At 64.5% G+C, this 18,961-nt stretch carries 16 protein-coding genes; 8 read left to right on the top strand and 8 right to left on the bottom strand.

The genetic code is table 11. The features are described from left to right. Positions 1–13 precede the first annotated feature (13 nt). On the bottom strand, positions 14–1,867 hold the full coding sequence (locus G3N95_RS28200) for an ATP-binding protein (protein WP_205973379.1): 1,854 nt from the start codon (positions 1,865–1,867) through the stop codon (positions 14–16). Continuing rightward, complete coding sequence (locus G3N95_RS28195) at positions 1,837–2,361, bottom strand: molybdopterin-dependent oxidoreductase (RefSeq protein ID WP_205973378.1); 525 nt, start codon at positions 2,359–2,361, stop codon at positions 1,837–1,839. Before G3N95_RS28195 ends, G3N95_RS28200 begins: the two co-directional genes overlap by 31 nt. Before the next feature lie 201 nt (positions 2,362–2,562). Here G3N95_RS28195 and G3N95_RS28190 point away from each other — a divergent pair, with 201 nt between their 5' ends. Further along, positions 2,563–3,510, top strand: a complete 948-nt coding sequence (locus G3N95_RS28190) for a phosphoribosyltransferase (RefSeq protein ID WP_205973377.1) — start codon at positions 2,563–2,565, stop codon at positions 3,508–3,510. Positions 3,511–3,571: 61 nt separating this feature from the next. Here the strand turns inward: G3N95_RS28190 and G3N95_RS28185 are convergent, their stop codons facing one another. After that, positions 3,572–5,245, bottom strand: a complete 1,674-nt coding sequence (locus tag G3N95_RS28185) for an ATP-binding domain-containing protein (RefSeq protein ID WP_205973376.1) — start codon at positions 5,243–5,245, stop codon at positions 3,572–3,574. A 158-nt stretch (positions 5,246–5,403) separates the two neighbouring features. On the opposite strand from G3N95_RS28185, the gene G3N95_RS28180 reads away from it, so the two are divergent. From G3N95_RS28180 to G3N95_RS28170, 3 genes are all read left to right on the top strand, one after another. Further along, the gene (locus G3N95_RS28180) at positions 5,404–6,030 is read left to right on the top strand and encodes a glutathione S-transferase (RefSeq protein ID WP_205973375.1); all 627 of its coding nucleotides are present in this window, start codon (positions 5,404–5,406) and stop codon (positions 6,028–6,030) included. Positions 6,031–6,034: 4 nt separating this feature from the next. Further along, positions 6,035–6,661: a glutathione binding-like protein gene (locus tag G3N95_RS28175; protein WP_205973374.1), complete on the top strand. Its 627-nt coding sequence runs from the start codon at positions 6,035–6,037 to the stop codon at positions 6,659–6,661. Between the two features lie 73 nt (positions 6,662–6,734). Next, positions 6,735–7,334 (top strand): Fur family transcriptional regulator, encoded by a 600-nt coding sequence (locus G3N95_RS28170; protein WP_205973373.1) that lies wholly within the window; start codon positions 6,735–6,737, stop codon positions 7,332–7,334. 31 nt (positions 7,335–7,365) lie between these two features. Here G3N95_RS28170 and G3N95_RS28165 read toward each other — a convergent pair whose 3' ends face one another. Both G3N95_RS28165 and G3N95_RS28160 read right to left on the bottom strand, forming a co-directional pair. Continuing rightward, positions 7,366–7,842, bottom strand: a complete 477-nt coding sequence (locus G3N95_RS28165; protein ID WP_205973372.1) for a response regulator — start codon at positions 7,840–7,842, stop codon at positions 7,366–7,368. A gap of 376 nt (positions 7,843–8,218) precedes the next feature. Then, on the bottom strand, positions 8,219–8,947 hold the full coding sequence (locus G3N95_RS28160; RefSeq protein WP_205973371.1) for a TetR/AcrR family transcriptional regulator: 729 nt from the start codon (positions 8,945–8,947) through the stop codon (positions 8,219–8,221). 89 nt (positions 8,948–9,036) lie between these two features. Here G3N95_RS28160 and G3N95_RS28155 point away from each other — a divergent pair, with 89 nt between their 5' ends. From G3N95_RS28155 to G3N95_RS28145, 3 genes are all read left to right on the top strand, one after another. Continuing rightward, a complete protein-coding gene (locus G3N95_RS28155) occupies positions 9,037–10,545 on the top strand; it encodes an MDR family MFS transporter (RefSeq protein WP_205973370.1) in 1,509 nt (502 codons plus the stop codon). Positions 10,546–10,979: 434 nt separating this feature from the next. Then, the gene (locus G3N95_RS28150) at positions 10,980–12,176 is read left to right on the top strand and encodes a zinc ribbon domain-containing protein (RefSeq protein WP_205973369.1); all 1,197 of its coding nucleotides are present in this window, start codon (positions 10,980–10,982) and stop codon (positions 12,174–12,176) included. A 118-nt stretch (positions 12,177–12,294) separates the two neighbouring features. Further along, positions 12,295–13,398, top strand: a complete 1,104-nt coding sequence (locus tag G3N95_RS28145; protein ID WP_205973368.1) for a TAXI family TRAP transporter solute-binding subunit — start codon at positions 12,295–12,297, stop codon at positions 13,396–13,398. 97 nt (positions 13,399–13,495) lie between these two features. Here G3N95_RS28145 and G3N95_RS28140 read toward each other — a convergent pair whose 3' ends face one another. The 3 genes from G3N95_RS28140 to G3N95_RS28130 all read right to left on the bottom strand — a co-directional run bounded on the left by G3N95_RS28140 (position 13,496) and on the right by G3N95_RS28130 (position 17,770). Beyond that, positions 13,496–14,926 (bottom strand): efflux transporter outer membrane subunit, encoded by a 1,431-nt coding sequence (locus G3N95_RS28140; protein ID WP_205973463.1) that lies wholly within the window; start codon positions 14,924–14,926, stop codon positions 13,496–13,498. Between the two features lie 107 nt (positions 14,927–15,033). Beyond that, positions 15,034–16,629 carry an MDR family MFS transporter gene (locus tag G3N95_RS28135; RefSeq protein WP_346778419.1) on the bottom strand — a complete coding sequence of 532 codons (1,596 nt, stop codon included), beginning with the start codon at positions 16,627–16,629 and terminating at the stop codon, positions 15,034–15,036. Then, complete coding sequence (locus tag G3N95_RS28130) at positions 16,622–17,770, bottom strand: HlyD family secretion protein (protein ID WP_205973367.1); 1,149 nt, start codon at positions 17,768–17,770, stop codon at positions 16,622–16,624. The genes G3N95_RS28135 and G3N95_RS28130 overlap by 8 nt, the downstream gene beginning before the upstream one ends. Positions 17,771–17,904: 134 nt before the next feature. Between G3N95_RS28130 and G3N95_RS28125 the strand changes: the two genes are divergently transcribed. Then, positions 17,905–18,639: a CerR family C-terminal domain-containing protein gene (locus G3N95_RS28125; RefSeq protein WP_205973366.1), complete on the top strand. Its 735-nt coding sequence runs from the start codon at positions 17,905–17,907 to the stop codon at positions 18,637–18,639. Positions 18,640–18,961: the final 322 nt, after the last annotated feature.

Raw genomic sequence — 18,961 nt, 5'->3', positions numbered from 1 at the left:
AGCGGCGCGGCCGTCAGCCCGCTACCGACGCCCCGTGCCGCGCCGCCAGCGCGCGCTGCACGGCGTTGCGCAACACCTCGTAGTGAACGGGCTTCGTCAGGCTGTCGAAGAACAGATCGGCCTCGGCGCGAGCCGCGCCCTCGGGCGCATAAGCGCTCACCGCGATCACGGGCGTGCGCGCGTCGGCCGGTTGCCCGCTCACCCTCTCCTGATACTCGGCCATGAACGCGTAGCCGTCCTTGTCCGGCATGTGCAGATCGAGCAGCACCAGATCGCAACGCTGCGCAGCCAGCCACGCGTGCGCGTCGTCAGCATTGGCGACGGCGGCCGTGTCGCATCCCATGTGCGCGAGCATTTCGCACAGCGACTCGCGGATCAGCTGGTTGTCGTCGACGATCAGCACCTGCGGACGCCCCTCGCCATGCGCCGCTTGCGGCGCCGCCGACACGCCCACCGGCGCGGCGACCGGCTTCACGGGGATCGTCACCGTGAAGCGCGTGCCCTTGCCCACCTCGCTGTCGACACCGATCGACCCGCCGAACAGGTCCACCAGACCCTGCACGATCGCGAGCCCCATGCCCGCGCCCTCGAAGCGCCGCGTGCGCGACGAGTCCAGTTGCGTGAACTCCTTGAAGATCAGCGGAATCTGCTTGTCCGGTACACCCGCGCCCGTGTCGGTGACGACCACGGTCAGCGCATCGTCGCGCTGTTCGAAATGCAGCGTGACCATGCCGCGTTCCGTATAGCGGATGCCGTTGGTCACGAGGTTGTTGACGATCTGACGGATACGATGCGGATCGGAATCGACGAGCCCGACTCGCCCGCTCGCGATGCCTTCGAACACGAGCCCCTTCGCGCGCGCAGCAGGTTCGTTTTCGTCGACGATCGACACCAGCAGCTCGCGCGGATCGAAATGCTCGTTGCGCAATTCGAGCTTGCCGGCGCCGAGACGCGCATAGTCGGTCAAGTCCTTCATCTGCGCTTCGAGATGGCGCGCGGCCGTCTCCAGCCGATGCAGCACCTTGCGGTCCGCCTCGGAATGAAACGTGAAGCCGAGCAGTTCGATCGACGAGACGATCGCGTGCAGCGGCGTGCGCAACTCGTGGCTGATCATGCCGAGGAACGCATCCTTCGCGAGACTCGCCTCGCGCGCGGCCCGGCTGGCCTGATGCTCGGCATCGAGTGCGGCGTGCTGCTGGTGAATCAGCCGGGTGCGGCGCCGGCCGTTCATCACGAGCAGCGTGGTCGCCGCCGCCGACAGCAACAGCAGCACCAGCCCGCCCGCGAACAGCATCCGGCGCTTCGCGATGAAGTCGGAGTTCATCGCCTCGCGGTCCTGCAGGTCGACGTTGCGGCGGCTCAACGCGAGATCGTTGACTTCCTTCCAGTGCTTGCGCAGTTCCTCGACCATCTGCGAAGCGAGCACGGGCGACGTCGGCAGCGCGTCGAGCGACGGCTGCAGCGCGACCAGCATCGCCGACAGCCCGGCGATCTCCTGCTGCTGGCGCTGCACGGCTTCTGCCTGGGCGGCGAGGCGCTGCGTCGAGCCCGCCATCACGCGCAGCTTCGATTGCAGCACCTGGAAATGCAGCGCGAGCCGAGGATAGTCGCTATCGACGCCCGTCTGGTACAGCAGCAGCTGGCTTTCGAGCCGCGCGTAAGCGATCTGCAGTTGCGCGGCGTCCCAGTAGAAGCCGTCATAGGTGCCCGTCAGCTGCTGGGTCGCACGCGGATTGAGCAGCGTCGAGTAGAGCAGATAGCTGATCGCCGCAGTCGGCGCCGCGAGCGCGGCGATCCAGATGACGACGAGCACGACACGGCGCAGCGGGCGCCGTCCTATTTGACGATGAGAGCCTTGATCTGCCATACGAATTTCGCGTCCGCCGACGCCCCCGCCAGTTCGCCGGGAAACTGGTCGCGCGGATAGATGAGAAACAGCGGCCCGAAGTCGCTGACCTGCAGGCGCTTGCCGTTCATGCTGTACGCGACGATCACGCCATAGCGGCTCGTGTCCGACACGGGAACGGTGTACGTGTAGTCATCCAGTGTATGGATTTCGATCTGATCGCCGTAGGCGCCCACGGTCTTGAGGATATCCGCGAGCAGCGGTCCCGTGAAGGTGGATTTTGCCGTCCACGTCGTCGACGTGGAAATGCTGTGCGCGGGCAGCGCGAGCAACTGCGCTTCCGAAAAGTGAAACTCGCTGTGATCGGCGTCGTTGGTCTTCGCGATCTTGCCCTTCACGTCGAGCGCGAGCGCCGCCGTCAACGGCGCAGCGCCCGCTCCGAACGAAGCAAACGCCAGCGCCAGCACGGACATCAGCGCAAGCACGCGCAACCATCCGTTCTTCTTGTAGTGCACTTTCAGGTCCCTCTTGTGGTCTTGTTGTCGATGTGCCCGCATTGTGCCTGACAACGCCGTCGGACAATAACGACAGCGCCGCTGGCCCTACCCCGACACAGAATCGTTACATGCCGTGCATAATATCGGCTCCATCTCAAAAAAGCCGTTTCGCGGACGCGCGTCCATCCGGCCTACCGCAAAGCGCAACCTCCGTCCGTCATGAAAAAGCCGGTTCTACCGCTGACCTACGAACAGCTCGACCACTGGATCGACTCGCTGCAGCCCGCCCTGCTCGAAGAGCGCTTCGCCGCCGCCATCGGCATTTTACGGGGCGGTGCGCCGCTCGCATTGATGGCGTCGCATGCCGTCGGCGTGCCCGTCGCGTTTCTCAGCTACGACCGCCGCGCGCGCCATGTCACGTGGGATTCGGCGCAGCCGCTGCCCGCTCCCGGCTCGAAGGTGCTGCTGTGCGAGGACATCGCGGGGCGCGGCTTCACGCTGGTCGACTGCATCGCGTTCCTCGAACAGCACGGCCTGATCGTCAAGACGCTGACGGGCGCATACGACGAAATCAGCCGCATCCGCCCGGACTACGCCAACGACGCCTCGGGCTTTTTCGCGCTGTTCCCGTGGGAGCGCCAGGCCTACACGGACGACTATCGCGAGGACTGGCTGAAGGTCGAGTCCGGTTCCGCCGGGAAAATGGCGGATGACCACGAATACGCTACCTACGCGATCGATCTGGACGGCATCCTGCTGCCCGACGTGCCGCTGTCACGATATGACGAAGACCTCGCCGCCGCTTTGAACGAGCGCGATGCGCTGCTGCCGTATGAAGTGCTGCCCGACGTCGATCTTCAGAACGTGCGCGCGGTGATCACGGGCCGGCCGCACGCCGATCTTGCGCGCACGCGCGCGTGGCTCGAGCGGCACGGCTTCGGACATCTGGAACTCGTGATGCGCATGCCCGACAGCCACGACGAAACGCCCGAAGGCGCCGCCGCGCACAAGGCGGCCGCGGCGCTTCGTTGCGGCGTCACGCATTTCGTCGAAAGCGATCCCGTGCAGGCACTGTACATCGCGAAGCTCGCGCCGCTGTTGCGCGTGATCTGGTGGGACGCGCTCACGTACAAGGGCACGCTGGTCGCCGCGTCGGCCTGGCACTGAGTTTTCGCGGCGCACGCCGTGATGCGTGCGTTATGCCTTTGCGCGGCGCCTGCCTCGGCCTCTACGCGGCCTGCTCCTTCGCCTCGCCCAGTTGCAGATGCCGCGCGGCGCGCTGCGAAGCGACCACGATCAGCTTCATCGTCGCGCGCGTCGCGCCGACGAACAGCTTGCGCGCGTTGCGTTCGTCGAACGCGTCGAAATCCACTTCGCTCAGGATCACGCACGGCGCCGATTGCCCCTTGAAGCGGTAGATCGAGTCGAGCAGCACGTCGCCTTCCCGGTAGGCGGGATTGCCGAACAGATCGTACTTGCCCGTGAAGCTGCGCAGCCGGTGTGGGCCGAGATGATCGAGCGGCCACAGCACCGAGCCTTCGCGTCCGCGAAACGACAGCACCGCGATGTCCTGCTTGCGAAAGCCGAGCGCGAGCGCCTGGGTGATCGCGCGCTTGGTCGCGTCGATGCAGCTTTCAGGCGTCTGGGTTTCGTCGTAGGTCGAGAGCGAGATGTCGGAGCCGTCGAACGGGCCGCCCGCCGTCAGGCTGCCCGCCAGCGGCACCGTCGCGCCGACCACGTTGCGCAGATAGTCGAGGATGTCGCGCGGACTGCGATAGTTGGTCGATTCGCGCAGCACCGTCCAGCCGGGCAGCGCGACGGGCTCGCGCATATACAGATTCTGCAGCGGATCTTCGAGCCACCACCGCGCGCCGCCCGGCTTCAGCAGACGTTCGAGCGCGGGCACCCACGGCTGCTGGAAATCCTGCCCTTCGTCGACGATCAGCACGTCGTATTGCCAGCGCGCGTCGATCGGCGTGGCGGCAAAAGCGCTTTCGAGCTGGTCGAATACGTCGTTGCTCTGGAAATCCGGCGCACGGCCGCTTTCCCGCACGATCCAGTCGCACAGCTGGTGATAGTTCGCGATCTTCGCCTCCGGCGGCGCGACGCGCGCGATGTGGTCCGCCAGCGGGCGGTTGAAGCACACGTACAGCGGCCGCTCGCCGCGCGCGACGGCGTCCTTCATCACCTGCACGGCCAGCTGTGTCTTGCCGGAGCCCGCCGTGCCGATCACGCGCAGCCGGAACGGCGAGAATTCGAGCCGTCGCGCCCACGTCGCCAGTCCGCCCGCGAGCCGCGTGACGAGCGTGCCCGCCTGCCCGACCAGCGCGCTCGCGTCGGGCGTGAGCGCAAGTTCGTCGGCGAGAAAATGGTGGATCTTCGACGCGCAGGCGAGACGCGGCTCGTCGGCGGGCAGCGCCGTACGGATGGTTTCGATGAGCTTGTCCTTGCGCGTCGCGTCGACGATGCGCGCCGGGTTCACGCCTGCGATGGCCGCGTCCCTGACCACGTGATCCGGGCAATACAGCAGCTCTTCGATGAAATACGTGCCCGCGCCGAAGGCCGCCGTGAAGCGCCGGTGCAGCCCTTCGATCGTACGGGCGAGCGCGATCGCCACATTGCGCTCGGTCTGCATGTAGACCTTGACGAGCCCTTTCGGCGTTTCGCGCAGGAAGCCGGTTTTCTGCTCGACGATCATCACACGCCCCGACGGGCTCACGATCACGAAGTCCGCCTCGCCGAACACGGAGAAACCTTCGTGCAGCCGCGTCCAGTGCACGCCGTGATAGACGGTGTAGTCGCGCGGCAGCGCTTCTTCGAACAGCGCCAGCGTTTCGCGCTCGCGCGCGGCGGCGCCCGTGGTGGCGAGACTCTTCCAGTCGTCGGGGACAATGCGGGCCATGCGCGCCTCGTCAAATTGGGGTGCGCCCATTGTACGCAACGGCTGTAGGGGCTTTTCCAGCGAAAGGAAAGAAAAATCCCGTTCGTGTATCGTGAGTGGTTGAACGCCGCGCAAGGCGCGGCTTGCCAACGTAGCTAGAAGAGAAAGAGGATTACCGGATGATTACAGTCTGGGGACGTGCAAACTCGGTCAACGTACAGAAAGTCCTGTGGGTATGCGACGAACTGGTCCTACCCTATCACCGCATCGACGCCGGCCTGCAATTCGGCCGCAACGACGAGCCCGAATATCTCGCGATGAACCCGACAGGCAAGGTGCCGACGCTCGTCGACGGCGACTATGTGCTGTGGGAATCGAACTCGATCCTGCGCTATCTGGTCACGCAGTACGGCGCATCCAGCCTGCTCTACCCCGAAGAACCCAAGGCGCGCGCCAGCATCGACCGCTGGCTCGACTGGGCTCTGTCCACGCTGCAGCCCGCCGAGCGCCCGGTGTTCTGGGCTATCGTGCGCACGCCGGCGGAGCAGCGCGACGACGCGAAGCTCGCCGCCGACATCGACAATGTCGCGAAGCTGTGGAAGATGCTCGACGCGCAGTTGCAAGGACGCTTCTTCATCGAAGGCGAGAATTTCACGCTTGCGGATGTCGTCCTGGGCGCGTATGCGAAGCGCTGGTTCGGGCTGCCGGGCGTCGAGCGTCCGTCACTGCCGAATCTCGAACGCTGGTATCTGCGGCTCGCCACCCGCTCCGGCTTCAAGCAATACGTCGACTTCGATCTGACCTGACAACATGACCATCTCGCTCTACGCATGGGGCACGCCGAACGGCCGCAAGATCAGCGTCGCGCTCGAAGAAATGGAACTGCCGTACGTCGTCCGGCCGATCAACATCACGAAGGACGAGCAGTTCGATCCCGACTTCCTCGCAATCAGCCCGAACAACAAGATTCCCGCGATCGTCGATCCCGACGGACCGGACGGCCAGCCGATCAGCGTGTTCGAATCGGGCGCGATCCTGCTGTATCTCGGCGAAAAAACGGGCAAGTTCCTGCCCGCCAGCCTGCGCGACCGTGTGCCCGTGCTCGAATGGCTGATGTGGCAGATGGGCGGCTTCGGGCCGATGCCGGGCCAGGTGCATCATTTTGCGGCGCTCGCGTCCGAAGACGACAAGCGCTATGGCCTGAAGCGTTTTTCCACCGAAACGCGGCGGCTTTACTCGGTGCTCGATGCGCGGCTCGGCAAGACGGAGTACGTGGCGGGCGAGCTGTCGATCGCCGACTTCGCGATTCTCGGCTGGGCGTGGCGGCACGAACGCCATAAGGTCGATCTCGCCGAGTATCCGAACGTGAAGCGCTGGTACGACATGCTGTTCGAACGTCCGGGCGTGAAGCGCGGCTTCGAGGCAAAGCTCGACTGACACGATACGGCCGGCACGCGCGGGCACACGGGCGCCCGCGCTATCGATGCGGGATGAACCGTATAATCAGCGGATGAAAAACGCCAAGCCAACTGCGGCCGCCGCCGCTGCCGCACGGGATCATTCGCACGACGCGCACCATGCGCATGCCGCGGGTCACGCCCATTCGCATGATGGCGGCCCGCATCGCGAGCACGCCGACCATGCGCACGGCACGCCCGCTTCCGCCGAAGCGGCGCTCGCGCTGGCCGAAGAATATTGCCGCGAACGCGGCGAAAAGCTCACGCCGATCCGCCGCAAGGTGCTGGAACTGCTGCTGACATCGGGGCGCGCAACCAAGGCGTATTCGCTGCTCGACGACATGCGCCAGATTCACCCGGGCTCCGCGCCGCCCACGGTGTATCGTGCGCTCGACTTTCTGCTGTCCGCCGGACTCGTGCACAAGATCGAGTCGATCAATGCGTTCGCCGTCTGTCACGATCTGACGCAATGTCAGCACGGCATTCTGGTGGTGTGCCAGCAATGCGGCAACGTCACCGAGTTGCATCAGCCTGCGCTGCGCGAAGCACTCGTCGCGCAAATCGAAAACGCGGGATACCGGCTCGCCGGCGACGGAATCGAGCTGAAGGGACTGTGTTCCACGTGCCAGGCGGCGCAAGCCGCCGGCAGCTGAATTCATCCACGAAAGCGCCGCGGTTCGAGCTTCAGGTCAAACCAGCGGCGCGTGCGCCTATCGCATCGTGCAGTAGCGTCACCAGCGCCTCGGGCGGCGCCGGCTTCGTCATGAAATGCTGGAAACCTTCGCCGATGCTGCGCAGCCGGTAGGCTTCATCGGTATGGCCCGTGAGGGCCACTGCGACCGAAGGGGAAAGATCGCCGCGAATCTCGTGATCCCGCAGGCGCTGAATCAGATAGAAGCCGTCCATCGCGGGCAGATCCAGATCGCAGACGACGGCATCGGGCAACGCCCGCACAGCCGCCTCGACTCCCTCTTCCGCATCCGCCACGGCGATGACGTTCGCCCCTTCCGATTCGAGCAAAATCTTCAACGATTCCCTGTTTTGCGGGTCGTCTTCAACGAGCACGATCGTGGCCTGATCGAGCCTCAATACTCCGTTCATCTTGATGTTATGGCTTGAAAATCTGGTTATGCATTCTGACGTGGCCATGATGTAACGCATTGATGTACCGCGCCAGCACCGGCAGCGGAAAACAGTTCAACGTTTCTACTCTCGTATGCACGTTCTTACCAATGGATGACGGACGCGCTGTTCGTCCGTCGATCTACCCTGTTTCGCGAATTCGTCTGCGCGCGCCGTTGCGCGGCGCATGCCCACAACTCGGACTCGATTTTACCCGTCGAGTTGCACGCCACCGTACGCTTGTCCGCTTCGGCATACAGGTTGACGCCAAACGGCACCGCGCCATCTTGACGATCGCGCAAGACGCCTGCGTGAAGGTCCGAAGGCAGACTTGCGAAACGCATAGCATGAAGCACATTGCGTGCCGCTCAGGCTATGCGCGGCATTTTGATGAGAGAGTGGCGTCGCGCCCGGCTTACCGCGCGACGCCGTGCGTCAGCAGCGCGACGGCGTGCCGTGCGATATCGTCGGCCGTCAGCTTGCGGCGCGCGGGATCGTTGCGCCACATCGACGACGTTGCGAGCGGCAAAATCGTCAGACCGATCACCGACAGAAACATCAGCGACGGCTCCAGTTCCGGATTGATCTTGCCGTCCTTCTGCCATTTCTCGATGTACGCGATGCCGGTTTTCTGGTTCGCGTCGCCGAAACGCTCGTGCATGCGCAGCTTGAGCAGGCCGCCTTCACTGATCACCTCGCGGATCCACAACGGCGGAAACCACGGATAGTCGCCCGCCACTTCGACGAGCCGCTCCGCGAGCAGCGTGATGGCCGCGACGGGGTCGTCGGGATGTACCTGAAACGAGCCGCCCAGGCGCGCGCGCAGCGGCAGGAAGCGCTCGTCGATCAGCACGTCGAGCAACTGATCGCGTGTCTTGAAGTAGTAATGCATCATCGCGGGCGTGAAGCCGGCCTCGCGTGCAACCTGCCCGAGCGTCGTATCGACGATGCCCTGCCGCGCGAACAGCGCGAGCGCCGCGTCCAGCAGACGCGCGCGCTGTTCCGGACCGCGGCCGCTGCCGGATGGACGACCCGGTCTGCGCGCCGCAGCCGCCGAACCCGGCTGCGCCCCCGCTTCTTCGATACCAGCCTGCTCCACCTGATCCGCACCCGCTTTCGATCCCGCTTCTGCTTTCCTTGCCATGACCTGTATTTGACGAACGCTGCGATGTCGAATATATTAATCTGCGTGTTAATTAATTTCAAGCCAACTTGAAAGCAACGGGAGTACAAATGGAAAGCCCCACTCTCACTGCCGACGCCATGCCCGCCGCCACCGGGCGTCCGTCTCTTCGCGTGCTGTTTCCCGCGCTGCTGCTGGTGATGCTGCTCGCGGCGCTCGACCAGACCATCGTGTCGACGGCGCTGCCCACCATCGTCGGCGAACTCGGCGGGCTCGATAGCCTGTCGTGGGTGGTCACCGCATATCTGCTCACATCGACGATCGTCGTGCCGCTGTACGGCAAGTTCGGCGATCTGTTCGGCCGCAAGATCGTGCTGCAGACGGCGATCGTGTTGTTTCTGATCGGCTCCGCGCTGTGCGGCGTCGCGCAGAACATGACGCAGTTGATCCTCTTGCGCGCGCTGCAGGGACTCGGCGGCGGCGGACTGCTGGTGATCACGATGGCCGCGATCGGCGACGTGATTCCGCCTGCGGAACGCGGCCGCTATCAGGGCGTGTTCGGCGGCGTGTTCGGCCTCGCCACCGTGATCGGTCCGATGATGGGCGGCTTTCTCGTCGACCATCTGTCGTGGCGCTGGATTTTCTACATCAACGTGCCGCTCGGCATCGCCGCGCTGCTCGTGATCGGCGCCGTGTTCAAGCCGCGTGTGGAACAGGTGAAGCACACTATCGACTACATGGGCGCGGCGTTTCTCGCAGGCGCCCTCACCTGCGTGATCCTGTTCACGAGCCAGGGCGGCACGGTGCTGCCGTGGACGTCGCCGCAACTGTGGGGCACGCTGCTGCTCGCGTTCATCTGTATCGGCGGATTCATCTATGAAGAGCGTCTTGCCGTCGAGCCGATCATGCCGCTCGAACTGTTTCGCGACCGCACGTTCCTGCTGTCGAGCGCGATCGGTTTCATCGTCGGCGTGTCGCTGTTCGGATCGGTGACGTTCCTGCCGATGTATCTGCAGGTGGTGAAGAACTCCACGCCGTCGGAAGCCGGCATGCAGATGTTGCCGATGATGGGCGGCGTGCTGCTGATGTCGATCGTCACCGGACGCATCATCAGCCGTATCGGCAAGTACCGCATGTTCCCGATCATGGGCACGTTCCTCGTCGGCATCGCGATGCTGCTGCTCACGACGCTGAAGCTCGACACACCCGTTCACGTGATGTACGCGTATATGGCCGTGCTCGGCTGCGGACTCGGCATGGTGATGCAGGTGCTGATTCTTGCCGTGCAGAACGCGGTGCCGTTCAAGCATCTCGGCACGGCGACGTCGGGCGCCACGCTGTTTCGTTCAATTGGCGGCTCGGTCGGCGTAGCGGCATTCGGAGCGGTCTTTTCGAATGGCCTGAGCGCGCGTCTGCAAGCGCTGATTCCGCCCGACACCGAATTGCCGCACGCACTCGGCCCGGCTGCTATCCATCACTTGCCGGCCGTATTGCGCGACGACTATCTGCAAGCGTTCGCGGGCGCGTTGCATACCGTGTACATCGTCGCTGCATGCGTGGTGGTACTCGCGTTCGCGCTTGCGTGGCTGTTGAGAGACCATCCGCTGCGCCAGCATTAAAGCACGTCGAAAACGGACAAACGCTAGCAAACGCACACACGTCCTTCCGTGCACGAAATGCGTGCACTCTATTATCGAGGTACTTCACAAATTCACAGGCCGGTCGCGATGCGCACCGGCCTTTTGTTTGAGGGCGGCGTTTCCTATGATCAATGTACGGGTTGCCGCGTTGTATTCGCGTCTATGCAAAAACCCTGACGCGTTATCGTTTTCCCCCTGAAATCAAAGTGTATTTGTCTGCGATAGGTAACAACGTCGATTGACGCGACGAGCGAAAGAAACCATATTGGCACACACAGCGGCCCCGTAAAGAAAGGACTGGGCTGGCCGCTACCCAGCGCATGTGGATCGTAGTTCCGCCAACTGCGAGTTTGCTTCAACTCCGATCCTGAGCATGCCGAAATGGCATCGCATACAACTGGTTGGGGTTAAGCATGTCTGCTGAAACATCACCTGCCCAGGGTTTCCCAACGCCGTGTACTCGTTGCGGCGGCGTGCTGTATCAGCATGTCGACTTCTGCCCGTACTGCGGCGCCGATCACCCCCTCGAACCCATTCAGCGCAAGCGCGCCGGCACGCAGTTGCGGGCCGTCGATACGCAGCCGCCACCGCTCGCCGACATCGCCTCGGACGGTACGGGCATCTCGCCGCTCCTCTCGCCCGACGTACCGATTCCACCCCTCGACGTGCCGTTGCCGCTCTGGCAAGCGGCCGGCCGCTGGATCTTCACGAAGGGCGTCGTGCTGTTGCTGTTCATCTTCGCGCTCGGCTATGCGGGCTATCTGCTGCTGGGCGACCACCGGCAGGACACGGGCAGCGACGAGCCAACCAATAGCGCGAGCACCTCGGGTGGATCGATTTCGCCATACACGCCACCGCAGACGGCTCACAACGCGCCCAGTGCCAACGTGACGAACGTGCCCGTCTTGAAGACACCGGCCGCATCCGTTGCCGTCATCTCGCCTGTCGTCCCGGCAGCGCCGCCGCCACGCGCGGTGCAACACTACCGGAACGTGCCCGACGCATTGCGCGCGGCGCGTACGAGTCTCGCCCACAACAGCCTCGCCGATGCGAAGGCCGCGCTGTCCGATGCCCATGCCATCGAACCGAACAATACGGAAGCAATGCAGATGCAGAGCGATCTGAAGGATCGCGAAAACAAGCGCGACGTTGCGCTCGGCGTGGCGAACACCTGTGCGAAAGACAAGCTGTGGGGTTGCGTGCGCGAGCGCGCATCACAGGCGCTCGCCATCGACACCAGCAGCGTCGAGGCGCAGACGCTGCTCGAACGCGTGATTCTGTCGACGGGCTGGAAGCCGCTGACGGGTGCCGCCGCACCGTCGCCGCGCGCTGCGACGACAGCGAACGCGAACGTAAGCGCGAATGCCAATGCCAACCCGGCAGCCGCCGCGAGCACGAAAGCCGCGCCGGCGCTTCCGCCATTGCCGCCCGGCATGCCAAGCACCAACGCGGCAACAGCGAACACGGCAGCCAACCCGGCAGCCAACGCCCCGGCAACGGGCACATCCACCGGCAACGCGGCGAGCGCCGTCAGCAGCATCGACGCGCAGATGCGCGCGATCCGCGAATCGGGCTGGAAACACCAGCCTTCGTCAGCGAACAAACCGTAGAGCACGTCACGCAATCGAGAAAACGAAGCTACTCAACGCATTGCAATGCCTGATGTAACGGAACATGCGCGTCAGCCGTTGGCGCATGCTGTTCAACACACCATAAGGTAGATAGACCATGCTCAAGACGATACTGACGGGATTGACGGCAGTGGTGAGCTTATTGATCGCGTCGCTGGCCGTGGCAGCCGGAGTCAGCGCGCACTACAAGATCGTCACGGGACAGGAGCGCGGCACCTATATCCAGATCGGCGCGGACCTCGCGAAATACGTCGCGCAGCCGGCCGGCATCGACCTCGAAGTGATGCCGTCGAAGGGCTCCGCAGAGAACGTGCAGCGCATGCGCTTCGAGCCGGGCGTGAAGCTCGCACTCGTGCAGTCGGATGTGTACCAGGCATATCTCGACATGGCGAACTCCGGCAACGCGGACGCCGGAACGACGATCCGCCCGTTGCGCCTCATCATGCCGCTCTACAACGAAGAGATCTATTTCGTCGTGCGCAACGACTCGCCGATGACGACGATCAATGAGATCAAGGACAAGGTCATCAGCATCGGGCCGATCGGCAGCGGCACTGCGCAGTCGGCGACCACGCTTTATCACCTGATGTTCAACCAGGCGATTCCCGACCAGAACGTGCAGAGCCTTTCGAACGAAGACGCGATTGCCGCGCTCGTCGTGAAGAAGATCGACGTGGCTGTGATCGTCGCGGGACAGCCTGCCAAGCTCTTCACCGACATGAATCCCGACCTGCTTGCGCAGATTCGCATTCTGCGCGTCGATCCGGGTGCGGCGGAAACGACGCGCGCGAAGGAAACCTACTTTCCCGCGACGATCCGCCAGAGCAGCTATCCGAACTGGTTAAAAGAGGACGTGCCGACGCTGACCGTGAAGGCTTTTCTCGTCACGTACGATTACGGCCTGCGCGATACGGTGAGCAATCTGAACCGCTTCGCCGATTCGCTGTGCGAGAACTTCGACGTGCTTCAGGAAAAAGGCCATCCGAAGTGGAAGCAGGTGAAGCTCGAATTGCCGCCGCTCACGAAAGGCTGGCAATACTATCCGCCTATCGAACGGCACTTGCGCTCGTGCATCGCGCGGCGCGCGTCGATGCCGGCGGGCGGCACGTCGGCGTCGGTGCAGCAGCAGCCGACGGCCGCGCCCAAGCCGAAACGGCCTTGCTCCGATCAGGAACGTCTGCTTCTGTTATGCGGCAAGTGAGGTCGCGTCAGCGCGACGGCCAGATAAGACAACGCCACGGCGCGCAATGCGCCGTGGCGTTTTTCGTAGTCGCGCGACAGTCTCGGGCTCAGCGCGGCTATTGCACGGACACCATCCCTTCCCATCCGAGCCCCAGGCTCTTCTGCAAGGCGACGTAGTCCTTGATGAGTTGCGCGTCGCTCTGGATGCGATTCTGTTCGGCCGTATAGCGGGTCCGTTCGGCATCGAGCCAGTCGAGCGCCGTCGCCGTACCCGCGCGATAGCGCTGTTCGGTCAGCGTCGCTGCGCGCGTCGCGGACGACTCGACCGTGCGGAGGCTGACGACGTTCTCCCGCTCATGGCCATAACGCGAGAGCGCGACATCGGCATCGCGCAGCGCGCCGAGCACGGTGCTTTCGTACTTCGCCTGCGCCTCGTCGAACGCGGCGCGCGACTGATCGACACGCGCCTTCGTGCGCCCGAAGTCGAATGCGTTCCATTGCAGGTAAGGCACCGTGAGCCAGGTGAAATTGTTCTTGCGCACCAGGTGTCCGGGGTCGGCGGCGCTGAAGGCCAGGCTACCGAACAGCGTCACTTTCGGAAACCAGTCCGCTTCGCGCTCGCCGATCTGCGCGCTCTGCGACGCGAGCCGCCGCTCGGCTGCACGCACATCGGGGCGCCGCCGCAGCAACTCCGCCGGATCGCCGACGGCGATCGACTGCGGCAACGCGGGCAACGGCGCTGACGCATTCAGCATGTCGTCCAGCGCGCCCGGCTCGCGGCCCGTCAGCACCGCAAGTTCGTCGAGCGATTCGGCAATCTGCGCATCGAGAGGAATCAGCGCATTGCGGGTGTTCTCGACCTGCGTGCGCACACGTTCCACGTCCAGTTGCGACGCGACGCCACGATCGCGCCGCTGCTCGGTCAGCGTCAGCACGCGCTCTTCGAGTTCCGCCGACTTGCGCACGATCGCCATGCGCTGCTGCTGATCGCGCAAGCCGACATAGGCGCTGCCGATCTCCGCGGCGAGCTGCACGTGCGCGTCGGCGAGATCCGCCTGCGACGCGTCCGCTTCCGCCGACGCCGCTTCGACCGCGCGGCGCGTGCCGCCGAACAGATCGAGTTCCCAGCTTGCATCGAAACCCGCAAGATACAGCGCGACGGGCCCGCGTCCACCCGACGAGCCGGAACTGCTGCCGCTCAGCGACGACAGATCGGGCTCGCGTGTGCGCAGATACGCCGCACTCGCGCCGACTTTCGGCAACTCGTTGCTCTGCTGCTGCGACAGGCCCGCTCGCGCCTGCCGCACGCGTGCCTGCGCCGCGCGCAGATCGGGGCTGTTGGCGATGCCCGCGTCGATCAGCGACGTCAGTTGCGGATCGTCGAGAGCGACCCACCATGCCGCGACGCCGGGTGCCGTCGACACGACGCCGTCCGGCGCGCGCTTGAAGCTGCTCGCGTGCGTCGTGGCGGGCGCGCCCTTGTAGTCGGGGCCGACCGTGCAGCCTGCAAGCAGCATGGTCAACGCAGCAGCGAACGGCGGAAGCATCGAACCCGCATGAAATAAGCGGCGGCGCGCGGCGTCCGACGAACGGGCGCGCCCCGCAGCAGCGCCGCGCGGAGCGGCGACGAAATCAAATAGCTTCATCACAGATGTCAGTGTCCAGCCGACGGCGTACCCAGTGCCGGCTTCTTGAGAAGAAAAGCGAGTGGAATGCACAACAGCAGCGCGACGGCGAGCACGTAGAACGTTTCGGAAAATGTGATCACGCTCGCCTGCAACTGCATCTGCGCCGCGAGCTGGCCGAGCGCCTGCATCTTCGCGTAGGCCATATCGCCGTGCTGTGAGAAAAAGCCCGCCGCGCTCTGCGCGACATGCTCCTGACCGACGAGCGAATTCGCCGTCACCGATTCGCGGATCATGTCGTCATGAAATGTATTGCGCCGGTCGATGAACGTGCCGAGCAGCGCGAGGCCCACCGAGCCGCCCAGGTTACGCGCCATGTTGTAGAGGCCCGCCGCGTCGCCCGCCTGTTCGCGCGGCACGGCCGCCATCGATGCCTGATTCAGCGGCATCATCGCGAGCACCTGGCCGACTCCGCGCAGCAGTTGCGACCACGTGAAGTCGTCGCCCGCGCTTTGCGCCGTCAGCGCGATGTCGAGCAGGCAACTGCCTGCAAAGCACGCAAGTCCTGCCGCCACGAGCAGACGCGTATCGACGCGCCCCATCAGACGCGGCAGCACGGGCATCATCAGGAACGCGGGCAAGCCCGACATCAGCATCACCGCACCCGACTGCTGCGCGTTGTAGCCCGCCACGCCGCTCAGGAATTGCGGCAGCAGGTACGACACGCAGTACAGCCCCGCGCCGACCGTGAACACGATGAAGATCACACTCGAATAACGCGCGTTGGTCAGGAGCTTCAACCGTACGATGGGTTGCTTCGACACGAACTGCGCCGCAATCAGCAATGCGATTCCGACGACGGCCACCACGCTCAGCCACACGATCATCGACGACTCGAACCAGCGCTCGCGCTGCCCCTCTTCGAGCACGACGGTGAGCGAACTCAGACCCGCCGCCATGCCGACGATGCCGAGCCAGTCGGCGCGCACGAACTGCTGCCAGTTGGTGCGCGCGGTATCGAGCCCGGCGACCAGCAGCACGACGAGCGCCACGCCCACGGGCAGATTCAGAAAGAAGCACCAGCTCCAGTCGATGTTCTCCGCGAGCCAGCCGCCGACCACCGGACCCAGCAACGGCCCGAGCAGCACGATCAGGCCGAACATCGTCATGCCGATCGGCATCTGATGACGCGGCAGCCGCGTCGCGACGATGGTCTGCGCGGTCGGGATCATCGCACCGCCCGCGAAGCCCTGGCCGATCCGGCCGACGATCATCTGCGGCAGGCTATGCGACATCCCGCACATGATCGAGAACAGCGTGAAGAGCGTCGCATTGCCGAGCAGGAAATTGCGCAGCCCGAACACGCGCGTGAGCCACGCGGCGAGCGGAATCATCACGATCTCGGACATCAGATAGCCCGTCGAGATCCACGTGCCTTCCGTGCCCGTGGCGCCGATCTGCCCTTGAATCTGCGGCAGCGCGGAGTTCGTGATCGAGATGTCGAGCGTCGCCATCAGCGCGCCGAGCGCGCCCGCCGCGACGGCCGTCCAGTCCGCGGGGCTCGCGTTCGCGGGTTTGGCCGAGGCGGCTTGCGACTGCGATTGCACGGCGGCGTGCTCAGCCACGGTTGTTCTCGTGCGCGACGTGCGCTTCGTTCTCGCGTTCGATGCGCGCTTCGTTGTTGCGCGCGTCGCGCGTGTCCACGTCGACATTCACCGACAGACCGGGCAACAGCACCTTGCGGGTTTCCGGCCCGACATCGAGCTTGATGCGCACGGGCACGCGCTGCACGATCTTGGTGAAGTTGCCCGTCGCGTTCTGCGCAGGCAGCAGCGCGAACTGCGAACCCGTGCCCGGCGAGAAGCTGTCGATCGTGCCGTGCAGCTTCGCGCCCGGCAACGCGTCGACGCGCAGCGTCACAGGCTGTCCGATGCGCATCATGCCGATCTGCGTTTCCTTGAAGTTCGCTACGAGATAGACGTCCTGCACGGGCACGATCGTCATGAAGCGCGTGCCCGGCTGTGCATACTGACCGACGCGCACGCTGCGGTCGCCCACGCGTCCGTCGATCGGGCTCTTGACCGTCGTGTCCTGCGCATCGAGTTGCGCCTGGCGCGCGCTCGCTTCGGCGGCGGCCAGTTGTGCGCGCGCCTGTTCGATCGCCGCATGCGTCGTCGCGATCTGGCGTTCGGCGCTTTGCAGCGCGGCGGCGTCCGCCGCGCGCGTCGCGCTCGCCTGGCGCTGCGTGTTGCGCAGATCGGCGACGCGTTCGTTCGTCTCGGCGCCCGTCGCGGCAAGCGGCTCATAGCGCTTGACCTGGTCGGCGGCATGCGCCTCGTTCGCGGTCGCGCCGTCGAGCTGCGCGCGGGCTTGCGCGATGGCCGCCTGCTGCTGCGCGAGTTCCGCTTCGCCACGCAGAATGTCGGCGCGGCGCGCAGCGATGGTCGCGTTCGCCTGTTCGAGCACGGCGTCGTACTGACGGCTGTCGAGCCGCACGAGCGGCTGGCCGCGCGTCACACGCTGGTTGTCGCCGACCAGCACGTCGGCCACGTAGCCCGATACCTTCGGCGCGACCGTCATGCCGTCGGCTTGCAGATACGCGTCGTCCGTGCTTTCGATGAAGCGTCCCACCGTCCACCAGTGCGCGCCCCACGCAATGGCGCCGAGCACGGCGACGCCGCCGATCAGGAGAAAAACGCCCTTCTTTCCAGACCGTTGCGCGCTCGCTGCGCGCCCCGATTCCTCAACGGGCAAGGTGGCTGACATGTCGACTCCAGAATTATACCGATCGTTATAATTATTCCAGTTGGTACAATTTAGTCAACAATATTGTTTTCCCGTTCCTTACCTTTTACTGTTCTGGTGTTTTTGTATTCATCCTTCAATCGACGGGACGACTCGTGATAACACGCACACCGAGACACCGCCCCGCAGCGGAAGGCGGCTATCAGCGCGGCGAAGAGACCCGCGCGAAGATCATCGAGGCGGCGCTGGGCCTGTTCGGCGAACGCGGCTTCGAAGGCGCGTCGACGCGCGAGATCGCCGAGCATGCGGGCGTCAACGCGCCCGCGCTCGTGTATTACTTCGACAACAAGGAAGGCGTCTATCAGGCGTGCGTCGAGTACATCATGACGAGCGTCGGCGCCTATTTCGCGGATGCCGTCGCCGCCGCACAGACGGTGCTCGACGGCAAACCGTCCGACGACGAATTGATCGACGCGTTTCGTGTGATTCAGGCGCGCGTCGCCAGTTATCTGTTCACGACGGAAACACCCGCCACGTGGCGGCTCTTCATGGCGCGCGAGCAGGCGGGCCTCGGTCCCGCGTTCAGCGCCGAGCGCCTGAACGAGCGCATGCGCAAGCCGCTGCTGAGCGTCAGTTCGGAAATCATCGGCCGGCTGCTCGGACGGCCCGCCGACGATCCCGAAACGATCATTCGCCTGCTGGCGATCAACGGGCAACTCGTGTCGTTTCATCTCACGCGTTGCACGGCGCTGTCTGCGCTGCAGTGGAAATCGATCGACGGCGAGCGCTTGCAGCAGCTCTGCACACTGATCGATGAACAGAGCGTCATCCTGCTGCGCGCGATGATCGCCATGCGCGAAGCGAACCAGCAGCGACGCAAGAAAAAGTAAGGCGTGGCGATTCGCCAACGCGCACACCTTAACGTCCCTTACAAAGACAGACAGAACGTGACGGACATCGCGCGCTGCGACGGATGCGTCCATCCATATCCGGCGGGCCTTCTAGCTCACTTCCGCGCGTCGGAACGGATACGCCCGCGTGCAACCTTCTGTCGATTCTGTAACGAGGCTGTTAAACGCAACTTGCATTCGATGGGTAAGGTGCGGGCTTCGCACGACGCCGACCATACGGCGCACGCGGAACGCACAACTCATTGAAGGAGCAATCGATGCGCAAGCTCGCGATTCTGGCCGTCATGGCCGCATTGACCGA

Source organism: Paraburkholderia sp. Tr-20389, from assembly GCF_017104565.1.
Lineage (GTDB): Bacteria > Pseudomonadota > Gammaproteobacteria > Burkholderiales > Burkholderiaceae > Paraburkholderia.
The sequence above is the reverse complement of the archived record's forward strand: the minus strand, read 5'-3'. Positions and strand labels throughout refer to the sequence as shown.